Source organism: Enterobacter sp. MF024 (genome assembly GCF_005843915.1).
Taxonomy (GTDB): Bacteria; Pseudomonadota; Gammaproteobacteria; order Enterobacterales; family Enterobacteriaceae; genus Enterobacter; species Enterobacter barmai.
Genome location: NZ_VCBB01000003.1, coordinates 98,894 through 117,913 on the forward strand (window position 1 = coordinate 98,894; position 19,020 = coordinate 117,913).

The following is a 19,020-nucleotide window of genomic DNA, read 5'->3' on the forward strand; positions in this document are numbered from 1 at the left end:
ATAAAAAAAGCGCCCTGAGGCGCTTTTTTACTTAAAAACATGTTAACCGATGTACTGCTGGCCTTTCATGTACGGACGTAGCACTTCAGGGATTTCGATACGACCGTCAGCCTGCTGATAGTTTTCCAGCACCGCCACCAGGGTACGACCCACTGCCAGGCCGGAACCGTTCAGGGTATGCACCAGGCGGGTTTTCTTGTCGGATTTAGTACGGCAACGAGCCTGCATGCGGCGAGCCTGGAAATCACCTACGTTGGAACAAGAGGAGATTTCACGGTAGGTGTTCTGCGCCGGAACCCAGACTTCGAGGTCGAAGGTTTTGCAGGCGCCAAAGCCCATATCACCGGTACACAGCGCCACACGACGGTACGGCAGACCCAGCAGCTCCAGCACTTTCTCCGCGTGACCGGTCATCTCTTCCAGCGCCGCCATGGACTCTTCCGGGCGAACGATCTGAACCATTTCAACTTTGTCGAACTGGTGCATACGGATCAGACCGCGGGTATCACGACCATAGGAGCCCGCTTCAGAACGGAAGCACGGAGAGTGTGCAGTCAGTTTGATCGGCAGGTCATCTTCGTCGATGATTTCGTCACGCACGAGGTTGGTCAGCGGCACTTCTGCCGTTGGGATCAGCGCGTAGTTGCTGCTGTCTGCTTCTTCGTCCAGTGGACGGGTATGGAACAGATCGCCGGCAAATTTCGGCAGCTGGCCCGTGCCGTAGAGCGTATCGTGGTTAACCAGGTAGGGTACGTAGGTTTCGCTGTAGCCGTGCTGCTCGGTGTGCAGATCCAGCATGAACTGGGCCAGCGCACGATGCAGATGGGCAATCTGACCTTTCATCACCACGAAACGGGAGCCGGTCAGCTTAACCGCAGCGGCAAAGTCCAGGCCCGCGTGCATTTCGCCCAGCGTCACGTGATCGCGAACCTCGAAGTCGAACTCGCGAGGCGTGCCCCAGCGTTTCACTTCGACGTTGTCGTTTTCGTCTTTGCCGACAGGGACGCTGTCGTCAGGGGTATTTGGGATCGCCAGGGCGATATCACGAATTTCGGCCTGAAGAACGTCCAGCTCAGCTTTTGCCTGATCCAGTTCTTCACCCAGCTTGTTCACTTCCAGGCGTAATGGCTCGATGTCTTCCCCGCGCGCTTTCGCCTGGCCGATGGATTTCGATCGAGAGTTACGCTCTGCCTGCAAGTTTTCTGTTTGTACCTGCAGAACTTTACGACGCTCTTCAAGAGCGCGCAGCTTATCTACATCCAGTTTAAAGCCCCGGCGTGCCAGTTTTTCAGCGACTGCGTCTGGCTCGTTACGCAGCAGATTGGGATCGAGCATGCTTATCCTGTGCTTATCGAATTAAAAAATAGGAGGAAATGACCGCAGCCTGCGGTCATCAGATACATTGCCAACATTACCGCAACGATAGCCCTAACGATAGCGTTTTATAGGGCTATTTTGATCCTGTCCGGTAAGCCAGGCGAGCTTTTCGCCAATCTTGCCCTCAAGGCCTCTGTTTGTGGGGTGATAGTAGCGTGTTTGTGCCATTTCCTGCGGGAAGTACTCCTCCCCGGCGGCATAGGCGTTGGGCTCGTCGTGGGCATAGCGATACTCCTGACCGTAACCCATCTCTTTCATCAGTTTGGTAGGGGCGTTACGCAGATGTACAGGGACATCGTAATCAGGACGCTCGCGGGCATCGGACATCGCCGCTTTGAAGGCGGTATAGACGGCATTACTTTTCGGCGCACAGGCCAGATAGACAATCGCCTGCGCAATGGCACGCTCGCCTTCGGCAGGCCCGACGCGGGTAAAGCAGTCCCATGCGGAGAGTGCCACCTGCATGGCGCGTGGATCGGCGTTACCCACATCTTCCGAGGCAATCGCCAGGCAGCGACGGGCCACGTACAGCGGATCGCCCCCGGCGGTAATAATGCGCGCATACCAGTAGAGCGCGGCATCGGGCGCGCTGCCGCGTACCGATTTGTGCAGCGCTGAGATCAGGTCGTAAAAACGATCGCCTTTATTATCAAAACGCGCGCTGCGTTCGCCGGCAATTTCGGTCAGCAGCGCCGGGAGCAGAACCCGCTTACCGCTGTCGTCGGCTTCGGCCATATCTGCCATCATCTCGAGCGTATTCAGCGCCCGGCGTGCATCGCCGTTTACCAGCTCAGCAATGGCAAGACGGGTTTCGTCCGGCAGGACGATATCCTGGCCGCCGTAGCCCCGGGCATTATCGGTCATTGCCTGGGTCAGCACCTGCTCGATGTCTTCGGTGGTTAACGACTTCAGCAGATAGACGCGGGCGCGGGACAGCAGTGCCGAGTTGAGTTCAAACGAGGGGTTTTCGGTGGTGGCGCCGATAAAGGTGATGGTGCCATCTTCGATGTGCGGCAGGAAAGCATCCTGCTGGCTCTTGTTGAAACGGTGCACCTCGTCGACAAACAAAATGGTACGGCGCCCGGCATTGCGGTTCTGTCGCGCCCGTTCGATGGCTTCGCGGATCTCTTTCACCCCGGAGGTGACGGCGGAAATACGCTCGACGTCCGCATCGGCATAGCGGGCAATGACCTCGGCCAGCGTGGTTTTACCTGTGCCTGGCGGCCCCCAGAGGATCATCGAATGCAGATGCCCGGCTTCAATAGCGCGCGGCAACGGCTTGCCCGCAGCCAGCAGATGCTGCTGGCCGATATACTGCGCTAAATTTTCTGGCCGCATACGGGCGGCCAGAGGTTGAAACGCATTATCTGAAAAATCGAGCGACAGGTTGCTCACGCACGCCTCTTACTTATTACGTTGATCGTCCACCGTGACGCCCTTCGGCGGGGTAAAGGTGAATTTAGATGCATCAACCGCCCCGTTCTGCTGGGATTTCAGCTGATAGCTGCTGCGCTGATCGTCCTGCTCAACCGCACCGAACTGATTGATGGTCCCGTTGCTGCTCACGTTAATGGTGAACTGCTTCAGATTACCGCTGCCACTTTTCGGGGTCAGCACAAAGTCATCGCCGTTCTGTTTGATGTTGTACTGCTGCCAGTCGCTGCTCTGGTTACGGGCGATCAGCATAAACGGCGTGTTGCTGGCGGCATCCTTAAGCCAGGTAGCGGTGGCCTGCTCAACAAACGGGTTGAAGAACCACAGGGTTTTCCCGTCGGAAACCAGGATGCTCTCATCCGGCTGGGTCATATGCCAGTTGAACAGATTCGGACGTTTAACCCACAAGTCACCCTGACCTTCCTGCACCGCGTTGCCGCTGCCATCGGTCACTTTCTGCGTGAAGCTGGCGTGGAAGCTGCTCACTTTATCGAGGCGGCTTTTCAGGTCGCTGGCGGCATCAGCCCAGACGCTGCTTGCCACAAAGCCAGTCAGTAATGCACAGGTGATTGCGATTTTTTTCATTGTTCATCCTTACAAAGCGTCTTCCCGAAATGGGGGTTTCTGTCACTATTCTGGACCTGCCCGCAGGCAGGCGACAGAAGAAAATGCTTAAATTTTGCTGCTTTACCCATCTTTGCAATCGGGGGCATTACTCGAACGGCGGCGGTGCCAGCACTTCACGGTTGCCGTTGTGGCCCTGCTCGCTCACGATGCCCTGGGCTTCCATCTGCTCGATGATGCGCGCTGCGCGGTTGTAGCCGATGCGGAACTGGCGCTGAACCCCGGAAATCGAGGCTTTACGTTTTTCAGTGACGAAGTTGACCGCCTGATCGAACAGCGGATCCAGCTCTTCACCGCCGTCAAAGCCGCCGCCACCGCCGCCTTCGCTTTCGCTGTCAGAGGTGATGCCTTCGATATATTGCGGACGACCGCGCGCCTTCCAGTCTTGCACCACGGCATGCACTTCCTGGTCGCGAACAAACGCGCCGTGGACACGCACCGGCGAGGTCGAGTTAGGCCCGGAATAGAGCATATCACCCATGCCGAGCAGCGACTCTGCGCCGCCCTGGTCGAGAATGGTACGGGAGTCGATTTTGCTCGACACGGTAAAGGCGATACGGGTCGGGATATTGGCTTTAATCAGGCCGGTGATGACATCCACCGACGGACGCTGGGTCGCCAGCACCAGGTGAATACCTGCCGCACGCGCTTTCTGCGCCAGGCGAGCGATCAGCTCTTCCACTTTCTTGCCGACGGTCATCATCAGGTCGGCAAATTCATCCACCAGCACCACGATGTACGGCAGTTTTTCAAGCACCGGATGCTCAGCATCCATGCTGTCGCCCGGTTTCCAGTACGGATCCGGAATTGGACGGCCCATCTTCGCCGCTTCTGCGATGATCTCGTTATATCCGGCGAGGTTACGCACGCCGAGCGCAGACATCAGCTTGTAGCGACGCTCCATCTCGTTGACGCTCCAGCGCAGGGCGTTGGCGGCGTCCTTCATGTCGGTCACCACTTCGGTCAGCAGATGCGGAATACCTTCGTAAACCGAGAGCTCCAGCATTTTCGGGTCGATCATGATGAAACGCACATCTTCCGGCTGCGCTTTATACAGAATGCTGAGGATCATGGCGTTCACCCCAACAGACTTACCGGAACCGGTCGTACCCGCCACCAGCAGGTGTGGCATTTTCGCCAGATCGGCCACCACAGGCTCGCCGGCAATGTCTTTACCCAGCACCACGCTCAGCGGCGACGGGTTATCGCGGAATTTGGCGTTATCCAGGACTTCGCGCAGGTAAACGGTCTGACGTTTTTTATTCGGCAGCTCCAGGCCAACATAAGGTTTGCCCGGAATGACCTCAACCACGCGCACGGCCACGGTGGAGAGCGAACGCGCCAGGTCACGAGAGAGGTTGGAAATACGCGCGGCTTTCACGCCCGGCGCCAGGTTCAGCTCGAAACGAGTGATCACCGGGCCAGGCGAATAGTTCACCACATCCGCTTTAATACGGAAATCAGCCAGACGCAGTTCTACCAGGCGCGCCATTTGATCGAGGGCGAAGGTATCGACCGGTTCAACTTCCGTTGGCGGCGGTGTCAGCAGGTCAAATGACGGCAGCGGCGTGGTCGGTCTTTGCAGCGGACGGCTGTCACCGTTACGCATCAGCAGCGGGTGGATCAGGCTCTGTTGAGACTGAGGCGCTGGCTGCTGCGGCTGCACAGGCTGTTGAGGCTGTGCATACTGCTGCGGCGGCTGCTGAACAGGCTGTTGAGGCTGTGCGTACTGCTGCGGCGGCTGCTGAACAGGCTGTTGAGGCTGTGCATACTGCTGTGGCGGCTGCTGAACAGGCTGCTGAGGCTGTGCATACTGCTGTGGTTGCGGCGGCGTGAATGCCTGACGCGGCGGCTCGGCTTCCGGCATCACGCCCGGCGTGAACAGCGGTTCGCTCGGCGTATCATCCACCAAATCTTTCATTGGCGAGAATTCAAAGTCCGCCAGCGAGAACGGGTTAGCCCCCGTCGGCTGCTCCCCGGAATAACGCTGCTGCTGCGTGGCGGCGAACTGGCGAGCCAGCTCCGTCTCGGCGGCATCATCTTCGTCATTTTGAGTGTCAAAGTGCTGCGGCTCAGCCTGATAATCCTCACCGCCATACCGCTGATGTTGCTGCTGAGCGAACTGGCGGGCCAGCTCCTCCTGCTGCATTTCATCGGCATCCTCTTCGTACTGTTCATCTTCGTAATGCTGACGTCCGGCCTCACGCGCTTTCTCTTCCGCTATCCGCTGGGAAGGCAGCTTGATGCCATACGAGGCCAGCTCACGGCGGGTAGGAACACGCACGCGGTTAGGACGCGGCAGCTGAGGACCAATCCCCTCTTTCACCTGTGGACGCGGTGCGCCACCGGTTGCCAGGCTGAATAACGGTGCTGCAGCGCTGGCCGCAGCGGCGCCTGCGCTTGTCGCCTGCTGTACGCTGGCGGCAACAGGTGCGACGGTAGAGACTGGCTCCACAACTGGAACAGCTGGAGTTTCAGCAGCTTTAACCGGGGCTGGCTCTTGTGCCGCCTCAGGCACCGGTTGATACCAGGCCGCGAGCTGCTCACGCTCGCGGGCACGTTTCTCTTCCACCTCTTCGAAATAGTAAAGCGGCGGACGGGACGGTTTCACCTCTTCGACCGGCGGCTCTTCAATAATCGGTTGAGCGATAACCGGCTCAGGCTGATAAACAGGCTCAGGCTGATAAACAGGTTCAGGTTGATAGACCGGCTCGGACTGATACACCGGTTCCGGCTGATACACGGGCTGCTGCGGCTCGTACTGCGGCTGCGCATAAGCAGGCTGAGGTTGATAAGGCGGCTGCCAGTGCTCCTGCGGTGCAGGGGCGGCATAAGGGTCTGGCTCAGGAGCATACGCCGGGGCGGCAGGCGCGCCTGGCTCAGCCTGCCAGTCAACTACAGGCGGCTGTAACGGCATCTCTGGTACAGAAGGAGTCGGGGTCACCGGATCCACCGGCGCAGCGAAAGCCTGGGTTGCCGTGGTGGCGGCAGCGGCGGCGGCAAGCGGCTCAGCCACTGAGTGGCCGTTGAGCAGCGGATCGTACTCATCATAATCGGATGTCAGGGCACGATTACCGGAGAACAGCACATCATCCGGATCGGCGGCTACGCCACGGGCGCTGTAAGCCACCTCTTCCTCGTCGTCCATCCGTTTGCCGGAGAACAACGCCGCATCGGTTTTGCGGCCTAAGGGATTGGCGAATTTCTCTGCCACACGCTTACGACGCGCCAGCGCCCCGCGCATAATGCGGGCGCGGCGAGACTCACGGCGCTCGGCGCTCGGCTCGGCATCTTCGTAGTCGTCTTCATACTCTTCGTCGTTGACCCAGGTGTCGTCACGACGGGTGCGGTTGCTGGCAAAGGTCAGGACGTTGAGGATCACACTGCCGATTTTCTCGGCGATGCTGACCCAGGACCAGCCGGTGAAGAGGGTCAGCCCCGCGCCCCAGACGCAGAGCAGCGCCAGCGTGCCACCGCTGCTGTGCAGCATCGGCTGCAGCGCGGTGCTCAGCAGGCTGCCAATCACGCCACCGGAGGCAAAATACCAGATGTCGTCGGCGTTAATCGCCGCCAGACCGCAGGAGGTGAGGATCAGCGCCAGCGCGCCTATCAGACGCAGCGAGACGGCAAAATAGTCGATGTAGTCATCGTTCTGGCGATGGCGCCAGGCGAACCAGCAGCCGCCAATAATAATGACGGGGAGGGTGTACGCCATCACGCCAAAGATAAAGAACAGCGTATCCGCCAGCCATGCGCCCGGTACGCCGCCTAAATTATGAATAGGCTCGTGCCATGCGGTCTGTGACCAACTGGGATCGGAGGGGTTGAAACTGAGTAAGGCTGCCATCAACCAGACGGCAAAAAGAGCAACAAGGATCAGTAACGCCTCAAGGAGTCGGCGTCCACTGCTGAGCTTGGTTAAATTGACTTCTTTGTCTTCGGTATATTCCTGGCTCAAAACAGGCTCTCCAGGTATCAGGCAATTCCTGCCTGAGTGCTAAACGGACAACAGTGCCGGGAGGCCCGACACTGTTGCTGTATGGATTACCAGGAGTGTAATCAAAGTACGCTGATATTGCACCTGTTCCGTGTTAGCGCGTCTTAATAACCAGACGATTGCTCTGTTTGACTTCTTCCATTACCACGTAGGTACGGGTGTCGTTCACACCAGGCAGTCGCAGCAGGGTTTCGCCAAGCAGCTTACGGTATGCGGACATATCAGGTACGCGGGTTTTCAACAGGTAGTCGAAATCACCGGAAACCAGATGACACTCTTGAATTTCTTCAAGTTTTTGCACGGCGGCATTGAATTGCTCAAACACATCCGGCGCACCACGATTCAGAGTAATCTCAACAAATACCAGAAGTGAGGCATCCAGATAATGCGGGTTCAGCAGTGCTGTATAGCCCTGAATAAAACCCTGTCTTTCCAGTCGGCGCACACGCTCAAGGCATGGCGTCGGGGAAAGTCCCACACGTTTTGAAAGCTCGACGTTGGAAATACGCCCATCCTTTTGCAATTCATTAAGAATGTTACGATCGATACGGTCGAGATCTTTGCCAGGGCGCTTCTTGCTATCTACCATTATTATTGTCTCTCTGTATTCCTTCCCTAACTCCTGCCAGGACCCTGTGCACTTCACTGTTCAGAGTCTTTCCCCGCGGTTAACCGCATCGCCTGTTTTTTAGTTTACGCGATGCTGATTGGGGTTATGTGGTATGAAGACCGTTGCCCAGAGGCGGCCATCAACATCACGTATGGCATCTGTCCACACCATGCGTAGATTTCGCTGACCCGGTAAAAATGGTGATTTTGTGCATGACTATGCGAAACACAAAGACCGTTTTTTTTCTTCCTTGAATGTTTTCGCAAAAGCGCAGGGGATTGTCAAAGCAAAACATCGATTTTTAGTACAACATGCCGGATATTCATTACGTCCGGCGATTAATCCTCATTTTATCGCCGCAGTTTCGACCGATTACCTACCATTATTGTTATAAAATCACCTTTCCCGCGCGGCGGTTGATTGGCGCTTTCTATTACACACATCGTTAACAAAATCGCTGCGCCCTTTTTTTACGGCAACAAATTCCCTACAATCCGGGAAAATGTCTGCCAACAACAATGGGGATCTCATGGGCACGGCCAAACACAGCAAACTTCTAATTCTTGGTTCTGGACCTGCGGGATACACCGCAGCGGTCTACGCTGCACGCGCTAACCTGCAACCGGTACTGATCACGGGCATGGAAAAAGGCGGTCAGCTGACCACCACGACCGAAGTAGAAAACTGGCCAGGCGATCCTGAAGGCCTGACCGGGCCGTTGCTGATGGAACGCATGCACGAGCATGCCGCCAAATTTGATACCGAAATCATTTTTGACCACATCAACAAGGTCGATCTGCAAAACCGTCCGTTCCGCCTGATCGGTGATAACGCGGAATATACCTGCGACGCGCTGATCGTCGCGACCGGTGCTTCTGCCCGCTATCTGGGCCTGCCGTCTGAAGAGGCGTTTAAAGGCCGCGGCGTTTCTGCCTGCGCAACCTGCGACGGTTTCTTCTATCGCAACCAGAAGGTCGCGGTCATCGGCGGCGGCAACACCGCGGTTGAAGAGGCACTGTATCTGGCGAATATCGCCTCTGAAGTGCACCTCATTCACCGCCGTGATACTTTCCGCGCGGAAAAGATCCTGATCAAGCGTCTGATGGACAAAGTGGCCAGCGGCAATATCGTGCTGCATACCCACCGCACCCTTGAAGAAGTGACCGGCGATCAGATGGGCGTTGCAGGTCTGCGCATCCGTGATACGCAGAACACCGACAACGTCGAAACGCTGGAAGTGGCGGGTCTGTTTGTTGCCATCGGCCACAGCCCGAACACGGCGATCTTCGACGGTCAGCTGGAGCTGGAGAACGGCTACATCAAAGTGCAGTCCGGTATTCATGGCAATGCCACCCAGACCAGCATCCCGGGCGTGTTCGCTGCGGGCGACGTAATGGACCACATTTATCGTCAGGCAATCACCTCTGCGGGCACCGGTTGTATGGCCGCGCTGGATGCAGAACGATATCTCGACGGACTGGCCGATCAGAGTAAATAATTTTTACAAATCAGCAACAAACGTAAAAAAGGCGGCGATAAGTCGCCTTTATTGTCTCTGCGATGTAACATTGCCGTGCCCAATACCTAATAACATCACCTGCAAAGCACGCAATGGAAAAAACCCGTCAACAAGAGTTAACACGCTGGCTTAAACAGCAAAGCGTTCTTTCCCGCCGCTGGCTGAATATTTCCCGTCTTTTAGGGTTTATCAGCGGACTGTTGATTGTTGGCCAGGCATGGCTGCTGGCCCGCATTCTTAATCATATGATCATGGAAAATATCCCGCGGGAGGCTCTGTTACTGCCTTTCATTGTGCTGATCCTTGTTTTTATCCTGCGTGCCTGGGTGGTCTGGTTGCGTGAGCGCGTGGGTTTTCACGCCGGACAGAATATCCGCTATGAAATTCGCCGCCAGGTGCTCGACAGGCTGCAGGAGGCCGGGCCCGCCTGGATCCAGGGCAAGCCTGCCGGAAGCTGGGCGACGCTCATCCTAGAGCAAATCGATGATATGCACGACTACTATGCCCGCTATCTGCCCCAGATGGCGCTGGCCGCTTTTGTTCCCCTGCTGATTGTGCTCGCCATTTTCCCTTATAACTGGGTTGCCGCGCTGATCCTGCTGGGTACCGCCCCGCTGATCCCGCTGTTTATGGCGATGGTCGGTATGGGGGCCGCCGACGCCAACCGCCGCAACTTCCTGGCGCTCGGCCGGCTTAGCGGCCATTTCCTTGACCGCCTGCGCGGCATGGAGACGCTGCGTATTTTTGGTCGTGGCGAAGCCGAAACCGAAAACATCCGCCACGCCTCCCAGGATTTCCGCCAGCGCACCATGGAAGTGTTACGCCTGGCGTTTCTCTCCTCCGGGGTGCTGGAGTTCTTTACCTCCCTGTCGATTGCGCTGGTTGCCGTCTATTTTGGTTTCTCCTACCTGGGCGCCCTCGATTTCGGTCATTACGGTACCGCTGTGACCCTCTCGGCAGGCTTCCTGGCACTGATTCTGGCGCCGGAGTTTTTCCAGCCATTGCGCGATCTGGGCACCTTTTATCATGCGAAAGCGCAGGCAGTGGGCGCGGCCGACAGCCTGAAAACCTTCCTTGAAACGCCGCTGGCCCATCCGCAGCGCGGCGACGTGACCCTGAGCACCAGCAAACCGGTAAGCGTGGAGGCCGAAGATTTCTGCGTCCTCTCGCCGGAGGGCAAAGTACTGGCAGGGCCATTAAACTTCACCCTGGCGGCAGGCCAGCGGGTGGTGCTGGTGGGTACCAGCGGCTCGGGCAAAAGCTCGCTGCTGAATGCGTTATCCGGCTTTATGGCCTACAGCGGCTCGTTGCGAATCAACCAGGTTGAGCTCTCTGCGCTCGATCCTGACGAGTGGCGCACCCACTTAAGCTGGGTGGGTCAGAACCCGCAGCTTCCGGCAGCCACGCTGCGGGAAAACGTGCTGCTGGCGCGCCCGGACGCCAGCGAAGAAGAGTTGCAGTCGGTGCTCGATCGGGCGTGGGTCAGCGAGTTTCTCCCCCTTCTTCCGAATGGCGTGGACACGGTGGTGGGCGATCAGTCGGCGGGGCTCTCCGTCGGTCAGGCGCAGCGTATTGCCGTGGCCCGCGCCCTGCTCAACCCGTGCCAGCTTTTACTGCTGGATGAGCCCGCCGCCAGCCTGGATGCGCACAGTGAACAGCGCGTGATGCTGGCCCTGGATGCCGCATCGCAGCAGCAGACCACGCTGATGGTAACCCACCAGCTGGAGGGCATCGCTCAGTGGGATCAGATTTGGGTAATGGAAAACGGCCAGCTTGTTGAGCAGGGCGATTACGCTACGCTTTCAGCGGCACAGGGCTCGTTTGCGGCCCTGCTGGCAAACCGTCAGGAGGAGATCTGATGCGCGCTTTACTGCCTTATCTGGCGCTGTATATGCGCCACAAATGGATGCTGACGCTGGGCGTGGTGCTGGCGATTGTCACCCTGCTGGCCAGCATCGGCCTGTTAACGCTCTCCGGCTGGTTCCTCTCTGCCTCGGCGGTAGCCGGGTTTGCCGGACTGTACAGCTTCAACTATATGCTGCCTGCCGCCGGGGTGCGCGGCACGGCGATCACCCGTACTGCCGGGCGCTACTTTGAACGTCTGGTCAGCCATGACGCGACCTTCCGCGTCCTGCAACACCTGCGCGTAACCACCTTCAGCAAGTTGCTCCCCCTCTCCCCTGCCGGACTGGCGCGCTATCGCCAGGGCGAACTGCTTAACCGCGTTGTCGCGGACGTCGATACTCTTGATCACCTCTACCTGCGCGTCATCTCCCCGCTGGTGGGTGCGCTGGTGGTGATTGTGGTCGTCACCCTCGGGCTGTGCCTGCTGGATGTTCACATTGCGCTGGTACTCGGCGGGATCATGCTCGCGACGCTCTTTGTATTACCGCCCCTGTTTTACCGGGCCGGGAAACCGACCGGCGAAAACCTGACCCGTCTGCGCGGCGAGTATCGCCAGCAGCTGACGGGCTGGCTGCAGGGTCAGGCGGAGCTGACGATCTTTGGTGCCAGCCGTCGCTATCGCGCGCAGATGGAAAATACCGAGCTTAACTGGCACGAAGCCCAGCGCAAGCAGTCCGAGTTAACGGCCCTGTCACAGGCGTTGATGCTGTTGATTGGCGGAGGCGCAGTAATGGCGATGCTGTGGATGGCTTCTGGCGGCGTGGGCGATAACACCCAGCCGGGCCCGCTCATTGCGCTTTTTGTCTTCTGTGCGCTGGCGGCGTTCGAAGCTCTAGCTCCGGTGACCGGTGCGTTTCAGCACCTGGGACAGGTGGTGGCCTCGGCGCTGCGCATCACGCAAATCACCGGTCAGGAGCCTGAGGTACAGTTCAGCACCGCTGCGTCTGAAGTGCCTGAGCAGCTGGCTCTGCGTCTAGCGGATGTGAGCTTTGCCTACGACGTTCAGGCCCAGCCCGCGCTGGACCATATTAATCTGACGATCCCCGCAGGTGCCCACGTTGCGGTGCTGGGACGCACGGGCTGCGGTAAATCCACGTTGCTGCAGCTCCTGACCCGCGCCTGGGATCCAGCGAAGGGAGAGATCCTGTTCAACGACACGCCCCTGATGCAGATGAGCGAGCCAGCCCTGCGCAAAACGGTAAGCGTGGTGCCGCAGCGGGTCCATCTTTTCAGCGCCACCCTGCGTGACAACCTGCTATTAGCGGCCCCCGGCACCGCCGATGAAGTTTTGGGTGCGATGCTGGTAAAAGTGGGTCTGCACAAGCTGCTGGAAGACGAAGGGCTCAACAGCTGGCTGGGCGAAGGCGGCCGTCAGCTTTCCGGTGGCGAGCTGCGCCGTCTGGCGATTGCCCGCGCGCTGCTGCACAATGCGCCGCTGATGTTGCTGGATGAACCGACCGAGGGGCTGGACGCCACAACCGAGCGCCAAATCCTTGATTTACTGAAAGAAGAGATGCAAGGCAAAACGGTGCTGATGGTGACGCACCGCCTGCGCGGCCTGGCGGATTTCGATCAAATTATTGTGATGGACAACGCACACATTATTGAGCAAGGTAATCACGCTGAACTGTTGGCAAAACAGGGCCGCTACTACCAGTTTAAACAACGTCTGTAGTCTATATTTGAACCGATCCCCACTTTGCGTACTGGAGTTTTGTTGTCATGCGCCTGGTCCAGCTTTCTCGTCACTCTCTTGCGTTCCCTTCTCCGGAAGGGGCGCTGCGCGAACCCAATGGTTTGCTGGCCCTGGGCGGCGATCTGAGCCCGTCGCGTTTACTGATGGCGTACCAGCGCGGGATTTTTCCGTGGTTTTCTCCCGGCGATCCGATCTTATGGTGGTCGCCCGACCCCCGCGCCGTTATGTGGCCTGCGGAATTTCATATCAGCCGCAGCATGAAACGCTTTCACGCGCGCTCCCCTTATCGCGTCACCCTCAACCACGCGTTTGGCCAGGTGATCCAGGGGTGCGCCAACGATCGTTTTGAAGGTACCTGGATCACGCCGGAGGTGATCGACGCCTACCATCGCCTGCACGAACTGGGTTATGCCCATTCCATTGAGGTGTGGGACGATAAGAATGAACTGGTTGGCGGGATGTACGGCGTAGCGCAGGGCACGCTGTTCTGCGGCGAATCGATGTTCAGCCGGGCGGTTAACGCCTCGAAAACCGCACTGCTGGTTTTCTGCGAGCGTTTTGCCCGCAGCGGCGGGAAATTAGTTGATTGCCAGGTGCTGAACGAACATACCGCCTCTCTGGGCGCGGTCGAGATCTCCCGCCATGAATATCTGGCACAGCTGGCAACCCTGCGCATGCAAAAATTACCGCAGAACTTCTGGGTGCCAGCGACGTTATTTATGCCCCAAAGATAAATGTTTTCCGCATATTTTTCCTCAAGGTGCTATAATTCTGCCGCAGAGTAGGTTCTGCCTGTTGCCCCGCCGCCGTTTGGGAATAGTTCGCATCCGATAACGCCCTATCGTTTATCCTGCCACCTCCCCTTTACGTATGCGCTTTTCGTACGGTTCATCCGTGACGTCCGGGTAATACGCTGAAACTGCTTTGCTGCGTTTTAAACGCGCAAATCTTTACTTAATTGATGAATTTCGGCATTATCTTGCCGGTTCAAAACTTGGTAGTGATACCCCAGAGGATTAGATGGCCAAAGAAGACAATATTGAAATGCAGGGTACCGTTCTCGAAACGTTGCCTAACACCATGTTTCGCGTAGAACTGGAAAACGGTCACGTCGTTACCGCGCATATCTCCGGTAAAATGCGTAAGAACTATATCCGTATTCTGACGGGCGACAAAGTGACTGTTGAGCTGACCCCGTACGACCTGAGCAAAGGCCGCATTGTCTTCCGTAGTCGCTAAGAGTTTTTCGCCGCGAATGGCGTAGTGAGAATAATAAAGGCCGGGTAATCCCGGCCTTTTTTTATGCCGTCGCGTCTTAGTGGATATGCACCACGGTCAGATCGGCCAGCATCGCGTGGCTGATCTCGTGCAGCAGCCCGGTGAGATGCGGGAGCATTTCGCGATCGAAGTGCGACACCAGCAGTACATGGTTTAAGGCCCGGCAGTAATCGCACTGGGATTCGGTGCTGTCCAGCAGCCACTCTTGCCTGTGCGTGGGCGGGATCTCCGTCTCATCCAGCACGCGAAAATCTGTCATCGAATTTTCCAGCTCATTTTTGAATGCGTCCAGGTATGCCGCAAGGCAGCGGCAGACAGGCTGCGTTTGCGGTAGTGAGTCGCAATCGACGAGGATTTCGGTGAGCAAATTGCAACGCGCGGCCAGGGTGGAGAGATCTGGGGTGCTGAGTTCGAGTTCGCTGTAAAGCTGGGTGATACTGTAATTATCCATAATCATAATCTCCGAAAGTAATTTTTTCTGACCACCCGAACGCCAACTCAGGCGGTGGACTGAACCAGGTTGGCGTACCGACTACCCTCGGAAAAATCGGCGCTTCAGAGAAGCCCAGGCCCAGCCCACCATAATCTGAACGTACGGATTATATCCGCAGCTTTCAAAAGAGTGAACGAAACCGCTAATGTTGCGCATGCAACATCATTTCCGAAGTTTGTTCAGGACGCCAATCCTGGCACCTGATTTTGCAGGTGCATCGCCATTCTATTACTGTAGTTTTATCCAGCAATACACCGGTTTCATTTCTGGATAACGCCTCGCAAAATTTTTAATTAGGGTGCGGGCGGCCTCCCCTCACCCTAACCCTCTCCCTCAGGGAGAGGGAACCGATCGAGCGTACAGCGATGACAGAGCGCAAGGTTGACTTAGCAACTACAGCGGTGGCCAGGTCCGGCTGAAAATCGCCGAAGCGTTTCCGCAAGGCCGGGGCGAGGCGCATGGATGCGCCGAGAGGGCGTGACCTACATGGATGTAGGATCACGTCCGACCCGAAAGCCTGAAGGAATAAGCTGAGGGGACCGCGAAGCGGCGATTTTCTTTGCCGGGAGCCGGGGTTGCCAGGGGGGAGGCGGCGAGCCCCCCTGGCACGTTCACGGGTGACGTGGTTTACAGAGAAGCAAGAAACGTAAGGTGAACGGAACCACCACAGCCGCCACATGTTACCAACGTGCATTGCCCGGCGGCGCTACGCTTGCACGGGCCTACAAACTCCCCCATAACGAGCCATAAAAAAACCGGGCTTTCACCCGGTTTTTATCATCACATAACAGCGTTAGTGAGCCGCTTCCGGCTTATGCTTCGCCGCACTCTGGAAATCATACGTCAGCTCATTCTTCGCCTGATCCAGGGCCACCGTCACCTGCCCACCATCCACAAGCGAACCAAACAGCAGCTCGTTAGCCAACGGTTTTTTCAGGTTGTCCTGAATCACACGCGCCATCGGACGTGCACCCATCGCACGATCGTAGCCTTTCTCTGCCAGCCAGTTGCGGGCTTCCTGACTCACTTCCAGGGAGACCCCTTTCTGATCCAGCTGAACCTGCAGCTCGACGATGAACTTATCCACCACCTGATGGATCACCTCAGTAGACAGATGATCGAACCAGATAATGTTGTCCAGACGGTTACGGAACTCCGGCGTAAAGACCTTCTTGATCTCTTCCATCGCATCGGTGCTGTTATCCTGGTGGATCAGGCCGATGGACTTACGCTCGGTCTCACGCACCCCGGCGTTGGTGGTCATCACCATCACCACGTTGCGGAAGTCCGCCTTGCGCCCGTTGTTGTCGGTCAGCGTCCCGTTGTCCATCACCTGCAACAGCAGGTTAAAGACGTCCGGGTGCGCTTTCTCGATCTCATCGAGCAGCAGAACCGCGTGCGGATGCTTGATCACCGCATCGGTGAGCAGGCCGCCCTGGTCAAAGCCCACGTATCCCGGAGGCGCACCGATCAGACGGCTGACGGTGTGACGCTCCATGTACTCGGACATATCAAAGCGCAGCAGCTCAATGCCCAGCGCTTTGGAGAGCTGAACGGTTACCTCGGTTTTCCCCACCCCGGTCGGACCGGCGAACAGGAAGGAACCGACAGGCTTATGATCGTGCCCCAGTCCGGCGCGGGCCATCTTAATGGCTTCGGTTAAGGCCTCAATGGCTTTATCCTGCCCAAAGACCAGCATTTTCAGGCGATCGCCGAGGTTTTTCAGCGTATCGCGGTCGCTCTGAGAAACGCTCTTCTCAGGGATACGCGCGATGCGGGCCACCACGGATTCGATATCCGCCACGTTGACCGTTTTCTTACGCTTGCTGACCGGCATCAGACGCGCACGCGCGCCTGCTTCGTCGATCACGTCAATCGCTTTATCCGGCAGATGACGGTCGTTGATGTATTTCACCGCCAGCTCCACCGCCGCACGCACCGCTTTCGCGGTATAACGCACGTCGTGGTGCGCTTCGTACTTCGGTTTCAGGCCGTTGATGATCTGCACCGTTTCTTCAACCGACGGTTCAGTAATGTCGATTTTCTGGAAGCGACGCGCCAGGGCGCGGTCTTTTTCGAAAATATTGCTGAACTCCTGGTAGGTGGTTGAGCCAATCACCCGGATTTTGCCGCTGGAGAGCAGCGGTTTGATCAGGTTGGCGGCATCCACCTGGCCACCCGATGCCGCACCGGCGCCGATGATGGTATGGATCTCGTCGATAAACAGGATGCTGTTGGTATCCTGCTCCAGCTGTTTCAGCAGCGCTTTGAAACGTTTCTCAAAATCACCGCGGTATTTGGTGCCGGCCAGCAGGGAACCGATATCCAGCGAATAGATGGTGCAGTCGGCAATCACTTCCGGGACGTCGCCCTGCACAATGCGCCAGGCCAGCCCTTCGGCGATAGCGGTTTTACCCACGCCTGATTCACCCACCAGCAGCGGGTTGTTCTTACGGCGGCGGCACAGTACCTGAATCGCTCGTTCCAGCTCTTTGTCGCGGCCAATCAGCGGGTCGATACCGCCGACGCGGGCAAGCTGGTTAAGATTGGTGGTGAAGTTTTCCATACGTTCCTCCCCGCCTGCCTGCTCTTCGCTGTTGGCCTGATGGCCGGAATCCGATGCCTGATTCGGCTCGTCTTTTCGCGTTCCGTGAGAGATGAAGTTCACCACATCAAGGCGGCTGACTTCGTGTTTGCGCAGCAGGTACGCGGCTTGCGACTCCTGCTCGCTGAAGATGGCAACCAGCACGTTTGCACCGGTAACTTCGCTACGTCCGGAGGACTGGACGTGGAATACCGCACGCTGGAGTACACGCTGGAAGCTGAGCGTGGGTTGTGTATCGCGCTCCTCTTCACTAACGGGCAGTACAGGTGTGGTCTGTTCGATGAAGGCTTCAAGTTCCTGACGCAGCGCCACCAGGTCCACGGAGCAGGCTTCAAGCGCTTCGCGGGCGGATGGGTTACTGAGCAGTGCAAGCAGCAGGTGCTCGACCGTCATAAACTCATGTCGGTGCTCACGCGCTCTGGCGAAAGCCATGTTTAAACTGAGTTCCAGTTCTTGATTGAGCATAGGCACCTCCCCCAATTTTCATTGCCTTATTCAGGCTTTTTCCAGCGTACACAGCAACGGATGCTCGTTCTCCCTTGCATACTGGTTCACCATTGCCACCTTGGTTTCGGCGACTTCTGCAGTAAAAACACCGCAGATGGCTTTGCCATGATAGTGAACCGTAAGCATCAGTTGCGTTGCACGTTCAACATCATAAGAAAAGAACTTTTGTAGCACGTCAATAACAAATTCCATCGGCGTGTAATCATCGTTCATTAACATAACTTTATACATAGATGGCGGTTTTAGCGCGTCGCGCACTTTATCTTCCGCCAGCTTGTCGAAATCGAGCCAGTCGTTCGTCTTACCCATTGTCAGTCGTCATCTTCGTTTACGGTCTCCGGTCGCGTCTTTCTGAAGCTGACAGGAGGCTATACATAACCTGAATCTACCTCAGATGTCAGATAACTCACATCTATTATTGCCATCCGCGATGTCTGTCACAATACCTGGCAATAGCGTTAACTGCTTCAAATTTTGACGCATTTTTCCCCTCCCTTCCCCGCCAAATGCTTGACGCTGCCTTTGGTTTATCTAAATTGTACAAGCGTGAGTTGGCGAGGTTTTGAGCAGCCCCCACTTCACCACCGGTTCATTACATCTAACTCAATAAGATTTACGAAGGATGTCGAAGCATGGAAACGGGTACAGTTAAGTGGTTTAACAACGCCAAAGGGTTTGGTTTTATCTGCCCTGAAGGCGGCGGCGAAGACATCTTCGCGCATTACTCCACCATTCAGATGGATGGATACAGAACGCTGAAAGCCGGGCAGGCCGTCCGGTTCGATGTACACCTCGGGCCAAAAGGCAATCATGCCAGCGTTATTGTGCCCATCGAAGCAGAAGTGGTGGCATAGCCCTCTGTTTCATTGTGTACACCCCGCACTCAAAATGCCAGCCCGATGCGCTGGCATTTTTATTTGTGTGCGGTTGTGCGGCCTGACGCCCGGCGGCGCTGCGCTTGCACGGACCTACAAA

At 57.0% G+C, this 19,020-nt stretch carries 14 protein-coding genes and 1 pseudogene; 7 read left to right on the plus strand and 8 right to left on the minus strand.

The window, feature by feature from the left end:
• Positions 1-42: 42 nt before the first annotated feature.
• The 5 genes from serS to lrp all read right to left on the minus strand — a co-directional run bounded on the left by serS (position 43) and on the right by lrp (position 8,021).
• On the minus strand, positions 43-1,335 hold the full coding sequence (gene serS / locus FFB58_RS06970; protein ID WP_138369445.1) for a serine--tRNA ligase: 1,293 nt from the start codon (positions 1,333-1,335) through the stop codon (positions 43-45).
• Between the two features lie 93 nt (positions 1,336-1,428).
• Entirely contained in the window at positions 1,429-2,772 is a 1,344-nt protein-coding gene (rarA, locus tag FFB58_RS06975) for a replication-associated recombination protein RarA (RefSeq protein ID WP_138369446.1), read from the minus strand.
• Between the two features lie 9 nt (positions 2,773-2,781).
• Positions 2,782-3,396, minus strand: a complete 615-nt coding sequence (gene lolA, locus FFB58_RS06980) for an outer membrane lipoprotein chaperone LolA (protein ID WP_039029500.1) — start codon at positions 3,394-3,396, stop codon at positions 2,782-2,784.
• A gap of 127 nt (positions 3,397-3,523) precedes the next feature.
• Positions 3,524-7,393, minus strand: coding sequence for a DNA translocase FtsK (gene ftsK, locus FFB58_RS06985; protein ID WP_138369447.1), 3,870 nt, complete (start codon positions 7,391-7,393; stop codon positions 3,524-3,526).
• Between the two features lie 133 nt (positions 7,394-7,526).
• Positions 7,527-8,021: a leucine-responsive transcriptional regulator Lrp gene (lrp, locus tag FFB58_RS06990; RefSeq protein WP_000228469.1), complete on the minus strand. Its 495-nt coding sequence runs from the start codon at positions 8,019-8,021 to the stop codon at positions 7,527-7,529.
• 550 nt (positions 8,022-8,571) lie between these two features.
• Between lrp and trxB the strand changes: the two genes are divergently transcribed.
• The 6 genes and pseudogenes from trxB to infA all read left to right on the plus strand — a co-directional run bounded on the left by trxB (position 8,572) and on the right by infA (position 14,401).
• Positions 8,572-9,540 (plus strand): thioredoxin-disulfide reductase, encoded by a 969-nt coding sequence (trxB, locus tag FFB58_RS07000; protein ID WP_039029502.1) that lies wholly within the window; start codon positions 8,572-8,574, stop codon positions 9,538-9,540.
• Between the two features lie 113 nt (positions 9,541-9,653).
• Positions 9,654-11,420: a cysteine/glutathione ABC transporter permease/ATP-binding protein CydD gene (gene cydD / locus FFB58_RS07005; RefSeq protein WP_138369448.1), complete on the plus strand. Its 1,767-nt coding sequence runs from the start codon at positions 9,654-9,656 to the stop codon at positions 11,418-11,420.
• Positions 11,420-13,141, plus strand: a complete 1,722-nt coding sequence (cydC, locus tag FFB58_RS07010; RefSeq protein WP_138369449.1) for a cysteine/glutathione ABC transporter ATP-binding protein/permease CydC — start codon at positions 11,420-11,422, stop codon at positions 13,139-13,141. Before cydD ends, cydC begins: the two co-directional genes overlap by 1 nt.
• Positions 13,142-13,188: 47 nt before the next feature.
• The gene (gene aat, locus FFB58_RS07015; protein WP_138369450.1) at positions 13,189-13,896 is read left to right on the plus strand and encodes a leucyl/phenylalanyl-tRNA--protein transferase; all 708 of its coding nucleotides are present in this window, start codon (positions 13,189-13,191) and stop codon (positions 13,894-13,896) included.
• Between the two features lie 185 nt (positions 13,897-14,081).
• Positions 14,082-14,255, plus strand: a pseudogene (locus FFB58_RS23045) (hypothetical protein); the annotation flags it as partial.
• A complete protein-coding gene (gene infA, locus FFB58_RS07020) occupies positions 14,183-14,401 on the plus strand; it encodes a translation initiation factor IF-1 (protein WP_001040187.1) in 219 nt (72 codons plus the stop codon). The pseudogene FFB58_RS23045 and the gene infA, both read left to right, overlap by 73 nt.
• A gap of 76 nt (positions 14,402-14,477) precedes the next feature.
• Here infA and FFB58_RS07025 read toward each other — a convergent pair whose 3' ends face one another.
• From FFB58_RS07025 to clpS, 3 genes are all read right to left on the minus strand, one after another.
• On the minus strand, positions 14,478-14,891 hold the full coding sequence (locus FFB58_RS07025; protein ID WP_286172584.1) for a hypothetical protein: 414 nt from the start codon (positions 14,889-14,891) through the stop codon (positions 14,478-14,480).
• A gap of 835 nt (positions 14,892-15,726) precedes the next feature.
• Positions 15,727-18,003, minus strand: coding sequence for an ATP-dependent Clp protease ATP-binding subunit ClpA (gene clpA, locus FFB58_RS07035; RefSeq protein WP_039029507.1), 2,277 nt, complete (start codon positions 18,001-18,003; stop codon positions 15,727-15,729).
• Between the two features lie 30 nt (positions 18,004-18,033).
• Complete coding sequence (clpS, locus tag FFB58_RS07040; protein ID WP_032617325.1) at positions 18,034-18,354, minus strand: ATP-dependent Clp protease adapter ClpS; 321 nt, start codon at positions 18,352-18,354, stop codon at positions 18,034-18,036.
• Between the two features lie 323 nt (positions 18,355-18,677).
• Here clpS and cspD point away from each other — a divergent pair, with 323 nt between their 5' ends.
• On the plus strand, positions 18,678-18,899 hold the full coding sequence (gene cspD, locus FFB58_RS07045) for a cold shock-like protein CspD (RefSeq protein WP_032617324.1): 222 nt from the start codon (positions 18,678-18,680) through the stop codon (positions 18,897-18,899).
• The last annotated feature ends 121 nt before the right edge of the window (positions 18,900-19,020 follow it).

Excerpts from the sequence above, each read along its gene's own strand:
- aat (WP_138369450.1), top strand. The coding sequence starts at position 13,189 with ATGCGCCTGGTCCAGCTTTCTCGTCACTCTCTTGCGTTCCCTTCTCCG.
- cydD (WP_138369448.1), top strand. The coding sequence starts at position 9,654 with ATGGAAAAAACCCGTCAACAAGAGTTAACACGCTGGCTTAAACAGCAA.
- cspD (WP_032617324.1), top strand. The coding sequence starts at position 18,678 with ATGGAAACGGGTACAGTTAAGTGGTTTAACAACGCCAAAGGGTTTGGT.
- serS (WP_138369445.1), bottom strand. The coding sequence starts at position 1,335 with ATGCTCGATCCCAATCTGCTGCGTAACGAGCCAGACGCAGTCGCTGAA.
- clpA (WP_039029507.1), bottom strand. The coding sequence starts at position 18,003 with ATGCTCAATCAAGAACTGGAACTCAGTTTAAACATGGCTTTCGCCAGA.
- infA (WP_001040187.1), top strand. The coding sequence starts at position 14,183 with ATGGCCAAAGAAGACAATATTGAAATGCAGGGTACCGTTCTCGAAACG.
- FFB58_RS07025 (WP_286172584.1), bottom strand. The coding sequence starts at position 14,891 with ATGGATAATTACAGTATCACCCAGCTTTACAGCGAACTCGAACTCAGC.
- lrp (WP_000228469.1), bottom strand. The coding sequence starts at position 8,021 with ATGGTAGATAGCAAGAAGCGCCCTGGCAAAGATCTCGACCGTATCGAT.
- clpS (WP_032617325.1), bottom strand. The coding sequence starts at position 18,354 with ATGGGTAAGACGAACGACTGGCTCGATTTCGACAAGCTGGCGGAAGAT.
- cydC (WP_138369449.1), top strand. The coding sequence starts at position 11,420 with ATGCGCGCTTTACTGCCTTATCTGGCGCTGTATATGCGCCACAAATGG.
- lolA (WP_039029500.1), bottom strand. The coding sequence starts at position 3,396 with ATGAAAAAAATCGCAATCACCTGTGCATTACTGACTGGCTTTGTGGCA.
- trxB (WP_039029502.1), top strand. The coding sequence starts at position 8,572 with ATGGGCACGGCCAAACACAGCAAACTTCTAATTCTTGGTTCTGGACCT.